At 70.7% G+C, this 13,169-nt stretch carries 12 protein-coding genes and 2 pseudogenes; 7 read left to right on the plus strand and 7 right to left on the minus strand.

The genetic code is table 11. The features are described from left to right. Nucleotides 1–83 precede the first annotated feature (83 nt). From ASD79_RS09715 to ASD79_RS09725, 3 genes are all read left to right on the plus strand, one after another. Nucleotides 84–449 carry a hypothetical protein gene (locus ASD79_RS09715; protein WP_007667439.1) on the plus strand — a complete coding sequence of 122 codons (366 nt, stop codon included), beginning with the start codon at nucleotides 84–86 and terminating at the stop codon, nucleotides 447–449. Nucleotides 450–451: 2 nt separating this feature from the next. Next, nucleotides 452–853 (plus strand): hypothetical protein, encoded by a 402-nt coding sequence (locus ASD79_RS09720; RefSeq protein WP_056720999.1) that lies wholly within the window; start codon nucleotides 452–454, stop codon nucleotides 851–853. A gap of 137 nt (nucleotides 854–990) precedes the next feature. Next, nucleotides 991–1,971 carry a tetratricopeptide repeat protein gene (locus ASD79_RS09725; RefSeq protein WP_056721001.1) on the plus strand — a complete coding sequence of 327 codons (981 nt, stop codon included), beginning with the start codon at nucleotides 991–993 and terminating at the stop codon, nucleotides 1,969–1,971. A gap of 92 nt (nucleotides 1,972–2,063) precedes the next feature. On the opposite strand, the pseudogene ASD79_RS25035 reads toward ASD79_RS09725, so the two are convergent. After that, nucleotides 2,064–2,144 (minus strand): annotated as a pseudogene (locus tag ASD79_RS25035) (hypothetical protein); the annotation flags it as partial. Between the two features lie 96 nt (nucleotides 2,145–2,240). Then, nucleotides 2,241–3,110: a branched-chain amino acid aminotransferase gene (locus ASD79_RS09730; protein ID WP_056721003.1), complete on the minus strand. Its 870-nt coding sequence runs from the start codon at nucleotides 3,108–3,110 to the stop codon at nucleotides 2,241–2,243. A gap of 80 nt (nucleotides 3,111–3,190) precedes the next feature. Here ASD79_RS09730 and ASD79_RS09735 point away from each other — a divergent pair, with 80 nt between their 5' ends. The 3 genes from ASD79_RS09735 (at nucleotide 3,191) to ASD79_RS09745 (ending at nucleotide 5,914) form a co-directional block, all read left to right on the plus strand. Beyond that, nucleotides 3,191–3,709, plus strand: coding sequence for a MarR family winged helix-turn-helix transcriptional regulator (locus ASD79_RS09735; protein ID WP_056721005.1), 519 nt, complete (start codon nucleotides 3,191–3,193; stop codon nucleotides 3,707–3,709). Next, nucleotides 3,706–4,407, plus strand: coding sequence for a response regulator (locus ASD79_RS09740; RefSeq protein ID WP_056721007.1), 702 nt, complete (start codon nucleotides 3,706–3,708; stop codon nucleotides 4,405–4,407). The genes ASD79_RS09735 and ASD79_RS09740 overlap by 4 nt, the downstream gene beginning before the upstream one ends. Before the next feature lie 160 nt (nucleotides 4,408–4,567). Then, nucleotides 4,568–5,914: an ATP-binding protein gene (locus tag ASD79_RS09745; RefSeq protein WP_056721009.1), complete on the plus strand. Its 1,347-nt coding sequence runs from the start codon at nucleotides 4,568–4,570 to the stop codon at nucleotides 5,912–5,914. 49 nt (nucleotides 5,915–5,963) lie between these two features. Here ASD79_RS09745 and ASD79_RS09750 read toward each other — a convergent pair whose 3' ends face one another. Both ASD79_RS09750 and ASD79_RS09755 read right to left on the minus strand, forming a co-directional pair. Further along, entirely contained in the window at nucleotides 5,964–6,311 is a 348-nt protein-coding gene (locus tag ASD79_RS09750; protein ID WP_056721011.1) for a hypothetical protein, read from the minus strand. 204 nt (nucleotides 6,312–6,515) lie between these two features. Continuing rightward, nucleotides 6,516–8,057, minus strand: coding sequence for an acetolactate synthase large subunit (locus tag ASD79_RS09755; protein WP_056721013.1), 1,542 nt, complete (start codon nucleotides 8,055–8,057; stop codon nucleotides 6,516–6,518). Between the two features lie 11 nt (nucleotides 8,058–8,068). Between ASD79_RS09755 and ASD79_RS25040 the strand changes: the two are divergent. After that, nucleotides 8,069–8,170 (plus strand): annotated as a pseudogene (locus ASD79_RS25040) (hypothetical protein); the annotation flags it as partial. A 28-nt stretch (nucleotides 8,171–8,198) separates the two neighbouring features. Here ASD79_RS25040 and ASD79_RS09760 read toward each other — a convergent pair. From ASD79_RS09760 to ASD79_RS09770, 3 genes are all read right to left on the minus strand, one after another. After that, complete coding sequence (locus ASD79_RS09760) at nucleotides 8,199–10,010, minus strand: feruloyl-CoA synthase (protein WP_056721014.1); 1,812 nt, start codon at nucleotides 10,008–10,010, stop codon at nucleotides 8,199–8,201. Nucleotides 10,011–10,188: 178 nt separating this feature from the next. Then, entirely contained in the window at nucleotides 10,189–11,523 is a 1,335-nt protein-coding gene (locus tag ASD79_RS09765; RefSeq protein WP_056721016.1) for a dihydroorotase, read from the minus strand. A gap of 351 nt (nucleotides 11,524–11,874) precedes the next feature. Next, entirely contained in the window at nucleotides 11,875–13,059 is a 1,185-nt protein-coding gene (locus ASD79_RS09770; RefSeq protein WP_056721018.1) for a glycosyltransferase family 9 protein, read from the minus strand. Nucleotides 13,060–13,169 lie beyond the last annotated feature (110 nt).

The raw sequence follows: 13,169 nt of genomic DNA on the forward strand, positions 1-13,169 counted from the left end.
CCTCCCCCGTTTCACGGGGGAGGAAAGCCCACCTAACAGCACCTTCATTTGCGTTCGGGGTCGTTTTTAGCGAGCATCGTTCCATGAACCAGACCGATCCCGCCGTTCCGCCCGCCCTGCAGGACGACAAGACCATGCCGCTGGTGGTCTACGCCCTCTATCTGCTGGGTCTGCTGTCCGTCGGCGCCACCGCCGTGGTCGGGGTGATCCTGGCCTATGTCAGCAAGGCCGCCGCGCCCGAGTGGATGCAGAGCCACTACGTGTTCCAGATCCGCACCTTCTGGCTGTGGCTGCTGTTCACGGTGATCGGCGGGGTGCTGAGCGTCGTCGGGATCGGCTTCGTCATTCTGGCCGCCGTCTGGGTGTGGACGGCGGTGCGCTGCATCCTGGGCCTGTCCTGGCTGCTCAAGGGCCAGGCCTACCCCACGCCCCGCAACTGGATGATCTGACCATGACCGACGTGACCCAGACCCCGGAGCGGGTCGATGAGGACAAGATCCTGCCGATCGTCGTCTACGCCCTCTATCTGCTGGGCTTCACCAACGGCCTGACCTTCCTGATCGGGCTGATCGTCGCCTACGTCAATCGCGACGCCGCCGGGCCGATCAACGCCAGCCACTACACCTTCGCCATCCGCACCTTCTGGCTGTCGATCTGGTGGTTCCTGGGCGGTCTGGCCCTGATCCTGGTCGGACTGGTCCTGGCGGTGCTGCTGATCGGCTTTCCGATGATGATCGCCGGCGGCGTCATCCTCAGCCTGATCAGCGTCTGGTTCGTCGTTCGAACGATCCTGGGCCTGGTCTATCTGCTCAGAGGCGAGGCCTATCCCCGCCCCCTGACCTGGCTGATTTAGAGGCGCCACCACGACCTGGCGCCCGTTACGGCGCAGCTTGCGCGCCGGTCTTCCCCTGGCGGTTGAGACGGCTCGACGCGGCGGCGGCGCTGGGATCACGTGCCGCTCCTTACGAACGCCGTCATGGAGGGGGCGACATGATGGCTCGGCTCGTGGGGATCATCCTGGGGGTGATCCTGGCGACATCGGGGTACGTCATCGCGGGTCTGGGCGTCCTGGGGGGCTGGGCGCAAGACCTCGATCTCGGACCTTTCGAGCCACACCGGCCGTTCGTGGGCTGGGCGGCGGCGATCACGGGGGCTTTGCTGCTCGTCGCCGCCCTGACCCCACGGCCCCTGAGCCCACGGCCAAGGCGCAAGCCGCGCCGCAAGACCGTGGTGGTCGACCTGGGCGAACCGCTGGCGACGCCGGTCGTCGTCGCCGAGGCCGCGCCCGAAGCCGAGCCCGTCATGACGCCAGTCGTCCTGGTCGAACCGGAGCCGACCCCGGTCGCCGTCATGCCGCCGCCGCCCGTCGAGACCTTCGCCGAGCTCCGCGCCAGGCTCATCGAACTCAGCCGCACGCAGACCTGGCCCGAGGCCGCGCGGGTGCTGACCCGCTTGCTGCGCGTGGCCGGTGGCGACCGCGAGAAGGCCCTGGCCCACCGCGACCTGGGCGACTTCGCTCGCGCCCAGGGACGGATGGACGAGGCGGCCGAGGCCTATGAAAGCGCGGTCAGCTACGCCCGCGCCGTCCGCGCCACCCGCCCCTCCACCCTTGGCGACGCCTCCGTCGACGACCTGCTGGCCGGCGCCCTGGCCGGGGTCGGCGACGTGGCCGAGATCGAGGGCCGGCTGAACGAGGCCCTGTCGGCCTTCGAGGAATCCCTGGCCTTGCGCCGCTCGCACGGCGGCCGCGAGGCGGCCGACCCCGGCGCGCGGCGGGCCCTGTCGATCACGCTGGAGCGCCTGGCCGACCTGCGCGAGGACCGCGGGCATCGGATGCGGGCGCTGGACCTGTATCGCGAGAGCTATGACGTGGCGGCGCGACTGGCGGCGGCCGACCCGGCCCGGTTCGGGGCGGACCTGGCCTCGACGCGGGCGCGGCTGGTGGAGCTTGAGGCGAAGGTGGCGGGCTGATTTGAACCCTCTCCCGGAGGGGAGAGGGAGGGGCCCAAGCGAAGCTTGGGAGGGTGAGGGGTGACGCCCTCACCGTTTTCTCCCAGCGCCCTGCCGGCACGCCGGCTGACGCCCAAACCCCTCACCCTCCCACCGCTGCGCGGCGGGCCCCTCCCTCTCCCTTTGGGAGAGGGTTCCGCGCTCTGGACACAAAAAATCCCGGAGAGCCAAGCCCTCCGGGATCATTCAGTTCAGCTGGGGACAGGCGCATGCGCCTGTCCCCGTCAGCCTTACGCTTCCACCAGCTCCCGCCGCACCAGACGGGCATAGTCGTCCATCAGCGACAGCGAGATCGCGCCCGGCTTCTCGGCCACTGGGGTGACCTCGGCGGCGGTGCCGACGATGAAGCACTCGGTGAAGCCGGCCAGCTCTGGCTTCTCGATGTGGCGCTCGACCACCTCGATACCGCGCTCGCGGGCGATCTGGATTACCGTCTGGCGGGTGATGCCGTTCAGGATGCAGTCCGGGAGCGGGGTGTGCAGCACCCCGTCCTTGACGAAGAACACGTTGGCGCCGGTCGCCTCGGCGACATAGCCGCGATAGTCGACCATCATCGCGTCGGCATAGCCTTCCTTCTCGGCGGCGTGCTTGGAGATGGTGCAGATCATGTACAGCCCGGCGGCCTTGGCGGCGGTCGGGATCGTGTTCGGCGCGGGACGGTCGTACTTGGCCCAGGTCAGGCGGATGCCCTTGGCCTTGGTCGCCGGATCGAAATAGCTGGGCCAGTCCCACACGGCGATGGCCACGTGGGTCTTGGTCTGCTGGGCCGAGACGCCGATCATCTCGCTGCCGCGCCAGGCGATCGGCCGCACATAGCAGTCGGTCAGGCCGTTCTTGGCGGCGGTCGCCTTGCACGCCTCATCGATCTGCTCCACCGTGTAGGGGATCTTGAAATCGAGGATTTCGGCCGATTTGAACAGGCGCTCGGTATGCTCGGTCAGCTTGAAGATCTCGCCGCCATACATCCGCTCGCCCTCGAACACCGACGAGGCGTAGTGAAGGCCATGGGTCAATACGTGCACCTTCGCCTCGCGCCAGGCTACGAACTGGCCGTCCAGCCAGATCCATCCATCGCGATCGTCGAAGGGAACGAGAGACATCGGTCCAAGACCTCCTTATTTGGAATCCGGTTCTTAGACGCCCCGCGACGCGGCAGGTCAAATAAAATGGACGCATTCTAATGGCCACGCCTCTTTCCTCGGGCCTTTCGGCGGGGTCCACCGATCCGCGCCTGATTCTCGGCGAGGAGCAGCTGGACGGCGGGCTGGAGTTGCTGCTGCTGGCCGAGGCGGCGCTGTGGGCGGCGGTCGACGCGGCGCTGGAGGCCGAGGGTCCGGGCCTGGGCCGCTCGCACTGGCGCGCCGCCTTCCTGCTGCGCCGCCGGCCCGGCATCGGGGTGCAGGACCTCTCCAAGCTGACCAGCCTGTCGAAACAGGCGGCCAGCAAGACCCTGACCGACCTGCAACGCCTGGGCCTGGCCGAGAAGGCGGCCGGCGACCTCGACGCCCGCCGCCGGCCGACCGCCCTGACCGCCGAGGGCGCGGCCTTCGAGGCCCGGGTGTCGGAACGGCTGCGCGGCCTGCTGGGCCGGGCCTATCGCACCGGCGGGCTGGACGGGGTGGCGGGGAGCCGCCGCATCCTGGCGGCCCTGGCCGGACCACGCCAAGGCGTCGGCCTCAATCGGAGGGACGGACTGTGACCCCCGAAGAACGCGGCGAGCGCCACCTGCTGGTCGTCGACGACGATGACCGCATCCGCTCGCTCCTGAAGGAGTTCCTCAGCCGCGCCGGCTTCCGGGTCAGCGCCGCGGCCGACGCCGCCCATGCCGACCGGCTGACCGGGGCCATGGACTTCGACCTGCTGGTGCTGGACGTCATGATGCCCGGCGAGGACGGCTTCGCCTTCACCCGGCGCCTGCGGGCCAGGGGCGGCGAGGCCGGCAAGACGCCGATCCTGATGCTGACCGCCCGTGACCAGACCGGCGACCGCATCGAGGGGCTGACCCACGGGGCCGACGACTACCTGGCCAAGCCGTTCGAGCCGCGCGAACTGCTGCTGCGCATCGAGGCCATCCTGCGCCGCACCGCGCCCAAGCCGTCCGGGCCCCGCGCCCTGAGCCTGGGCGACTGCGCCTTCGAGCCGGAGCGCGGCGAACTGACCCGCAACGGCGAGCCGATCCGCCTGACCGAGGCCGAGGTCGCCCTGCTGCGCCGCCTGGCCAAGGTCGCCCACGCGCCGGTCGACCGCCTGGAACTGGCCCGCGACACCGTCGACGCCACCGGCCGCGCCGTCGACGTCCAGGTTACCCGCCTGCGCCGCAAGATCGAGCCGGACCCCAAGAACCCGAGGTACCTGCAGACGGTGCGCGGGATCGGCTATCGGTTGGCGCCGGATTGATGGTGTTGGTGGCTGACGACCACGGGTCCTCCCCCTATGGGGAGGTGTCGCCGCAGGCGCCGGAGGGGGGAGCTTGCGCCATCGGCCGGATATTTCCCGGCATCCCACCCCTCCCCCCACCGGCCCTTCGGGCCGCCTCCCCCAGAGGGGGAGGACCTAGATGATCCGCCTGCGCACCCGCCTGTTCATCCCCCGCCAGATCAAGCGCTGGCTGCCGACCTCGCTGTTCGGGCGCTCGCTGCTGATCATCGTCCTGCCGGTGGCGGTAATGCAGATCGCCGTCACCTGGGCGTTCTTCGACGCCCATTGGGAGACCGTCACCAGCCGCCTGTCCGAGGGCCTGGCCGGCGACGTGGCCTGGGCGGTGGAGACCTATAACGACGACCCGTCGCCGGCCGCGCTCGACAAGATGGCGCAGCGGGCCGAGGACTCGATGTCGCTGTCGATCGCCCTGCAGAAGGGCCGCAAACTGCCGACCGGCCAGCGACCGTCGCTCTTCGCCTCCCTGGACCGCTCGCTGCGCATCGCCCTGGACGACCGGCTGGACGCGCCGTTCTGGTTCGACACCACCCGCTATCCCGGCCACGTCGACATCCGCGTGCAGGTCAAGGAAGGCGTGCTGCGGATCATCGCCCCGCGCGACCGGGCCTTCGCCACCCAGGGCCACATCTTCATCCTGTGGATGGTGGTGGCGACCCTGCTGCTGACCGCGGTGGCCATCCTGTTCATCCGCAACCAGGTGCGGGCTATCGAGCGCCTGGCCGACGCCGCCGACGCCTTCGGGCGCGGCATCGACCAGGCCGCCTTCAAGCCGCATGGGGCCCGCGAGGTGCGCATGGCGGCCCAGGCCTTCCTGGCCATGAAGGAGCGCATCCAGCGCCATATCGAGCAGCGCACGGCCCTGCTGGCCTCGGTCAGCCACGACCTGCGCACGCCCCTGACCCGCCTGAAGCTGGAACTGGCCCTGGCCGAGCCCGACGCCCAGGTCCAGGCCATGCAGCGCGACCTCTCCGAGATGGAGCACATGATCGACGAGTACCTGTCGTTCGCCCGGGGCGAAGGCGGCGAGGCGACGCGCGAGGTCATGCTGAGGCCGCTGATCGAGGAGGTCTGCGAGGGGGCGTCCCGGGCCGGGGCGCGCATCGAGCTGGCGATCGGCGACGATCTTTCAGCCATCTTGCGGCCCCAGGCCTTCAAGCGGGCGCTGGCCAACCTGATCGACAACGCCGCCGCCCATGGCGAGACCGTGCGGGTGTCGTCCATGGCCCGGCCGAGCGGCGGGGTGTGGATCTTCGTCGACGACGACGGCCCCGGCATCCCCGACGCGCTCCACGAAGAGGCCTTCCGCCCGTTCAACCGCCTGGACGAGTCGCGCAACCAGAACGAAAAGGGCGTCGGCCTGGGCCTGGCCATCGCCCGCGACATGGCCCGGGGCCTGGGCGGCGACCTGACCCTGGAGCGCTCGCCGATGGGCGGGCTGCGGGCGGTGCTGCGGTTGCCGGGATAGTTTCGGGATGCGATCGGGGACACGCGCATGCGTGTGCCCCCGGCCCCGGCTAGTCGTCGATATAGACGTAGACCGCGCTCTCGGTGTCGGGCGCCACGTCGCAGGTCGCGTTGCCGGCGACGACGATCGGCTTGCCCGTGGCGTTGGCCGACAGGATCAGGGCCAGGAGCGACTGTCCGGCCGGCGTCGTGCTGCTGAACGCCCACCGCCTGGGCATTCCCGTGCTGCAGGCCGGCTGGGCGGTTCGGACGCCCCTCTGCCAGAAGTAGACGGTGCCGTAGATGGTGACCGTGATGTTATACACCGTGCCGGACTGCCCGGTGGAGGCCTGGGCGGCGGAGCCGGTCATCAGCGCGAACGCCAGGGCGGCAGCCGTCATCGAGGTCGAAAGCTTCATCGGCGCCGTTCCCATTGGATTCGAAGAGGGCGGCGAGACCCGCGCCGTGATCGAACCTTAGCCATGGGCACAACCCAAGGTCAACGCGCCGCGCAAGCCTTCAGGGCGAACAGCGCCAGCCTCGCAAACAGGGCACGCTCCTTCACGACGAGGCGCGCCGCCCGATCAACGCCGTGAGATGAACTGGCGCTCCCGCCCCACTTCCTACCGCATCGCCGCCTCGATGAAGCGCGGCCCCGGCGTGCCCATCGCGCGCGCCATGGCCGCGTCGAACGCCTCCGCCGTCTCGACCCGCTCGGCGGGCAGGCCCAGGCCCCCGGCCACCGCGATCCAGTCGATGCGCGGGTCCGACAGGTCCAGCAGCCGCGACGCCGCCGGGCCGGGCTCGCCGCCGCCGGTGCGGCCCATCTCGATGCCGAGGATGCGGTAGGCGTGGTTGGCGAACACCACCACCGTGACGTCCAGCTGCTCGCGGGCGATCGTCCACAGGCCCTGAACCGTGTACATTCCCGCCCCGTCGCCGGTCAGGGCCAGGACCTTGCGGTCGGGACAGGCCACGGCCGCGCCGATCGCCAGCGGTATGCCCTGGCCGATCGCCCCGCCGGTCAGGGACAGCCAGTCATGGCGCCGGGCGCTCTTGGTCTGGGTGAAGATCGGCAGGCCGGCGGTCACCGCGTCGTCCGAGATGACCGCGCCGGCCGGCATGTGGCGGGCGATCGACGCGCCCATCGCCCAGGCGTCCAGCTTTCCGGCGGGGGCCGGCGGCGGGGCGTAGGGCTCGACCGCGCCGGTCGCCGGCGCGCCCAGGGCGTCGGCCAGGGCGTCGAGCGCCGCCGCCGCGCCGGTTCCCCGGTCGCTCAGGGTCAGGGTCGCGCAGCCCTCCGGGACCAGCACGCTGGGCCGGTCGGGATAGGCGAAGAAGGCCACCGGCTCCACCGTGGCGCACAGCACCATCAGGTCGACGCCGTCCAGGTCCTTCAGCGCGGCCTCGCCGAAATAGGGCAGCTTGTCGGGCCGGAAGCGGCCCTCGCCCCGGGCCTGGCGGGCGGTGAAGGTGTCGGTCAGCACGCGGACGCCGGCGGCCGCCAGCCGTCCGGCGGCGGCGATCCCGGCCTCGCCGCAGGCCCCGCCGCCCAGCAGCAGCACGGGCTTGGCGGCGGCCTTGATGGCCCGGGCCGCCGCCGCGACCGCCACCGGGTCCGGGGCGCGCGGGCGGGGCGGTTCGACCACCGGACCGCGAGCATTGGTCAGGTTCCAGGCGCTGTCGGCCGGCAGGATCAGGCAGGCGTTGCCGCCCGGCGCGCCGAAGCTGGCGGCCACCGCCTCGGCGGCCAGCGGCCCCACCGCGTCGGCGCTGTCGGCCGACCCGACCCACAGCGAATTGGGCCTGGCGAGGGCGGCGATGTCGGAATTGAGCGGGGCGTCGTACTGGCGATGGTCGACGGCATGGTCGCCGATCACGTTGACGATCGGGGTGAAGGCGCGCCGGGCGTTGTGCAGGTTGGCCGCGCCGTTGGCGTAGCCGGGGCCCAGGTGCAGCAGGGTGCAGGCCGGCGTCCCGGTCATCCGCCCATAGCCGTCGGCCGCCCCGGTCGCCACCCCCTCGAACAGGCACAGGATCGAGCGCATGCGCGGCTCGCGGTCCAGGGCCGCGACGAACTGCATCTCGCTGGTGCCGGGATTGGCGAAACAGGCGGTGACGCCGTTGTCGGCCAGGGTGGTGATCAGGGCGTCGGCGCCGTTCATGTAATTTTCCAATCGCTACCTACCCGCTCCCCAACGGTTGTCATCCCGGCCGTAGCGAAGCGAAGAGCCGGGACCCAGGGGCAACCGCAATGCGCCGGCCCCTGGGTCCCGGACAGCGCTACGCGCTTCCGGGATGACAACCTATGAGAATACGAGAACATCCTCGTCCGGCGTCTCGGCGAACAACCGCGCCAGCTCCGCCGGTCGCCGGTCGCGCGCCAGGGCCTGGTTGATGTAGCCCTTGTCGGTCAGCTCGCCGCTGGCCGCGTCGGGCGCGCCGTCGAGGATCAGGGCCCGAGCCACCCGGCCGCCGCCCTTGGCCGTGGCGTTCAGCCGTTCGAGCCCCACTTCGATCGCCTTCCGCACCGTCGCCGGGTCACCCAGCAGCAGGCCGGCCTTTGGGTCGAGGAACAGCATCAGGCCCACCCCGTCCCGGCCTTCGCCGCAGACCACCGCGTCGGACACCACGCCGCCAATCGCCGAAACCGCCGCCACCCGCAGCGCCCCGGCCGCGACGAACGTGCCGCTGGCCAGCTTGAAGTTCTCGACCAGTCGGCCGTCGAACACCAGGCCCGCCGAGGGATCGGCCGGGTCGGCCAGTCGCGCCGCGTCGCCCAGCCGATAGAAGCCCTCTTCGTCGAAGGCCTCGGCGGAGGCCTCCGGCATGTCCAGATAGCCCGGCGAGACCTGCGGCCCCTTCACCCGAATCTCGAACTTGTCTCCCCCTCTCTCGCTTGGGGCGGGAACCAGCTTCACGGAGGTCCCCGGGGTCGGCAGGCCGATCATGCCGGAGCGGGCGTTGAGCCAATGGATGTTGCAGGCGGTCGGGCCCGTCTCGGTGGCCCCGTAGCCGGCCGCGAAGGTCACCCGGTGGCCGATGGTGCGCGCCGCCACGGCCTGGACGCGGTCGAGGATGCTCTGGGCCATCGAGGCGCCGCCGTACTGCAGCACCCGCACCCGTTCGAAGAACTTCCGCGCCAGGGCCTCGTCGCGCTCCAGCTCGCCGACCAGCATCCCCCAGCCGGCCGGGACCATGTTGTGGTAGGTCGTCGCCACCTCACGCAGGTTGCGCACCGTCTCGTCGAACTTGCCAGCCAGCGGCTGGCCAGCATCAATGTAAAGACTCCCGCCCCGGTGCAGCACCATGTGCAGGATGGCGTTGGCCCCCAGGCTGTGGCTCCAGGGCGCGGAATTGACCAGCACCGGCGGATCGGGGTCGTCGTAGCAGGCGGCGATCTGGGCGGCGTTGAGGGCGATGTTGGCGTGGGTGCAGATCACCGCCTTGGGCTGGCCGGTCGAACCGGAGGTCAGCAGCAGCTTGGCGGGGTCGGAGGGCCGGCAGACGGCGGCGGCGGGATGCGAGTCCTGGAGGGCCTCGAACCTCACGTCGCCCGGCCGGGCGTTGCGGCTGGCCACCACCGGCAGGCCGGCCAGGAACGGCGCGGCCAGGGCGTCGCCGAACGCCTCGGCGTCGTCGACATAGACCGCGACCGGCTTCAGCCGCTCGACGGCGAAGGCCAGGCGGGTCAGGTCGGCGCCCTTCAGCCCGTACTGCGGCGAGACCGGCGAGATCGCCGCGCCCAGGCTCATGGCCGCATAGCCGATCAGGGCGTGGTCGACGCCGTTGCGGGCCAGGATCAGCAGGCATTGGCCGCGCGCCAGGCCCAGGGCCGAGAGGCCGCCGGCCAGAGCCGAGACCCGCCGCGCCGCCTCGCCATAGGTGACCGTCCGCCAGCCGCCTCCCTCGTTCTCGGGGGAGCGTTCGGCCAGCCAGATCCGATTGGGCGCCTGCGCCGCCCAGCGGGCCAGGGGCGCGGTCACGGTCTGGATGGTGTTGGAATAGGGGGTCGGATTGCGCAGGACCAGGACGTCGCCACGGCCTTCCACCTCCAGCGCGCGGGGCGCGTAGCGGGCGTCGCGAAACGGCGCGTGGGTTTCTGAAGTCCCATCCATGGGGGGAATGTTAACCGGACTTGGGTGGGACGCAATCGCCAGATCCTCCCCCTCTGGGGGAGGTGTCGGCGAAGCCGACGGTGGGGGGAGCAACACGACGTCAGCCCAATCCTGGATCGAAGACCCTAAAACTCCCCCCACCGGCCTTCGGCCGCCTCCCCCACAGGGGGAGGACCGATCACCCCGCCAGCGTCTCCAGGAACCGCACCGGCGCGCCCGTCCCTTCCGCCACGATCTCGTCGTCCCGCATCACCACCGTCCCCCGGACGATGGTCGCCACCGGCCAGGCCTTGGCCTCGAAGCCGTCGAACGGGGTCCAGCCCGAGCGGGTGGCCATCCAGTCGTGGGTGATCACCCGCCTGGCCTTCATGTCGACGATGGTGAAGTCGGCGTCGAAGCCCTCGGCGATGCGACCCTTGTCGGCCAGGCCGAACACTCGGTTCACGCCGTGGCTGGTCAGGTCGACGAAGCGTTCCAGGCTCAGCCTGCCATCCACCACATGCGTCAGCATGATGGGAACCAGCGTCTGGACGCCGGGCATGCCCGAGGGCGAGGCCGGATAGGGCCGGGCCTTTTCCTCGCGGGTGTGGGGGGCGTGGTCGCTGCCCAGCACGTCGGCGATGCCGGTCTCGATGCCGCGCCACACCCCGGCCACGTGTTCGGCCGAGCGGATCGGCGGGTTCATCTGGGCGAAGCCCTTCAGCCGCTCATAGGCCTCGGGCGCGACCAGGGTCAGGTGCTGGGGGGTGACCTCGACGCTGGCCACGTCCTTGTTCTTGGCCAGGAAGTCGATCTCCTGGTGGGTGGTGACGTGCAGCACGTGGATGCGCTTGCCCAGGCGCTTGGCGATGCCCACCAGCCGATGGGTCGACTGCAGGGCGGCCTGGGCGTCGCGGACCTCCGGATGGCTGGTCCAGTCGCCGGGGCGAGCCAGCGAGCGGCGCTCGGCCAGGCGGTATTCGTCCTCGGAATGGAAGGCGGCGCGGCGGTTGACGTGCCGCAGCACGTTCTCGACGCCCTCGTCGTCCTGGACCAGCAGGGTCCCGGTCGAGGCGCCCATGAACACCTTGATGCCGCAGCAGCCGGGCAGGCGCTCCAGCTCGCCCAGGAACGTCGCGTTCTCGTGGGTGCCGCCCACATAGAAGGCGTGGTCGGTGTGCATGCGGCCCTTGGCGCGGGCCAGCTTGTCGGCCAGGGCGTCGGGGTCGGTGGTGGTCGGCTCGGTGTTGGGCATCTCGAACACCGCCACCACCCCGCCCAGGGCCGCGCCGCGCGAGCCGCTCTCCAGGTCTTCCTTCCACTCCAGGCCGGGCTCGCGGAAGTGGACCTGGCTGTCGATGACGCCGGGCAGCACGGTCAGGCCGGTGGCGTCGAACACCTCGCCGGCCGAGGCCTGAGACAGGTCGCCGATGGCGACGATCTTGCCGCCCCGGACGCCGATGTCGGTGAAGCCGCGTCCCGCGTGGTTGACCACCTCGCCGCCGCGCACGATCAGGTCGAAGGTCTGGGTCATGGGGCGGTTCCTGCCGGACACTGGGGGGAGGGTTGGGGGCGGTCTAGGTCCGGGTTGCCTATCAGGCAACCCCCGCGTCAACAAACCTCCGTCATCCCCCGACTTGTTCGGGGGACCCAAGCCACGCCGGCCAAGTCAGCTTGGGTCCCCCGGTTAAAGGGAGAGCGCTATCGCATATGACCAAAAACGGTTGTCATCCCGGACGAGCGCGTAGCGCGAAGATCCGGGACCGACGCGTGAACTCGGCGCTTCCGGCGGTCCCGGATCTGCGCTTCGCTTGTCCGGGATGACAGCTTTCTTCGCAGCGAATCCATATGTGATAGCCCCGCATTAGAGCAGGGATGACGGATTTTAGGGGCGATCCGCCTCGATCGGCGGTTCGGCGGGTTGATGGTCGGCGTCAGGCTCGGCGACATCCTCGACCACCGGATAGAGCTCCGGCGTGGTCGCCGCATCCTCCACCGCCAGCTCGGCGGCGTCTTCCTCGACAGGCTGGGGCTCGACGGCCAGCGCCGCCTGCGCCTCCGCCACAGCTCCCGCCCTCACCTGCGCCAGCAGCTCCTTGGCCGCTCGCACCACCGTCGCCACCGGCAGGTCGCTCATGTGGCGGATGGCCTGCGACAGGTCGGGATCCACCGCCAGGAACTGGTCCAGCGTGCGCGGGCCGCGCACCGCCCGGGTGCGTTCGCCCCACGGCGCGTAGCGGCGCTCGTCGGAGGGGCCGAACAGGCCGATCGTGGGAATGCCGGCGGCGGCGGCGATGTGCATCAGGCCGCTGTCGTTGCCGATGAACAGGTCGGCGCGCTTCAGGGCGGCATAGGCGGTCAGCAGGTCGACCTTGCCCGTCAGGTCCACATAGCGACCGCGGGCCGAGGCCATGCGCAGCTCCTCGACCATCCGGCTGTCGCCCGGCCCGCCCATGATCAGCAACCGGCCGCCGGCCAGCGGCCCCTGCGGACCCAGCATCTGGGCGGCGGTCTGGGCGAAGCGCTCGATCGGCCAGATCTTGCCCACCCAGTTGGAGGCGGGGCCGACGGCCAGGATCGGCCCGTCCGGCTCGCCCCCACCTGCTCGATCTGGGCGCGGGGCCAGCATCTGGTCGGCCAGGGCCTGGACCTCGGGGGTGATGTAGAGGTGCGGACTGGGCGGGTCGCCCTCCAGCTTCAGCACCCGGGCGGCGTCGATCACCTTGTGGACCGGCTCGCCCAGCGCCTTCTTCCAGATCGCCCGCTTCTCGCGGCGCAGGAAGAGGGCGGTGCCGGAACCGCGCAGGTCGACGACCAGGCCCCATTTGCGGTGGCGCACCTGGTTCCACAGCTTGAACCAGTGGCCCTTGCCCTTGCCCTTCTCCATGACGATCACCCGGTCGAGACCGGGCACATGGGCGAACAGGGGCGCGGCCAGGGGGCCGGCGACGATAGTGAAGCGGGCGTTGGGGATCTGGTCGGCCAGGAACCTGATCAGGCCGGACGACAGCACGGCGTCGCCGATACGCGTGGCGGTGATGAAGAGAATCGGGAAGGCCCGCTGTGTCATCGGCGAATGTATAAAGCCTGTGGCGAGTCGGCGCATCCCTCGATAACAGCTCAGCTTTCTATGGATCGAGGGACTGGCGCGACCGCGTCCTTCGCGCCACATGTGCAGGC

The organism is Caulobacter sp. Root655, from assembly GCF_001427665.1.
Lineage (GTDB): Bacteria > Pseudomonadota > Alphaproteobacteria > Caulobacterales > Caulobacteraceae > Caulobacter.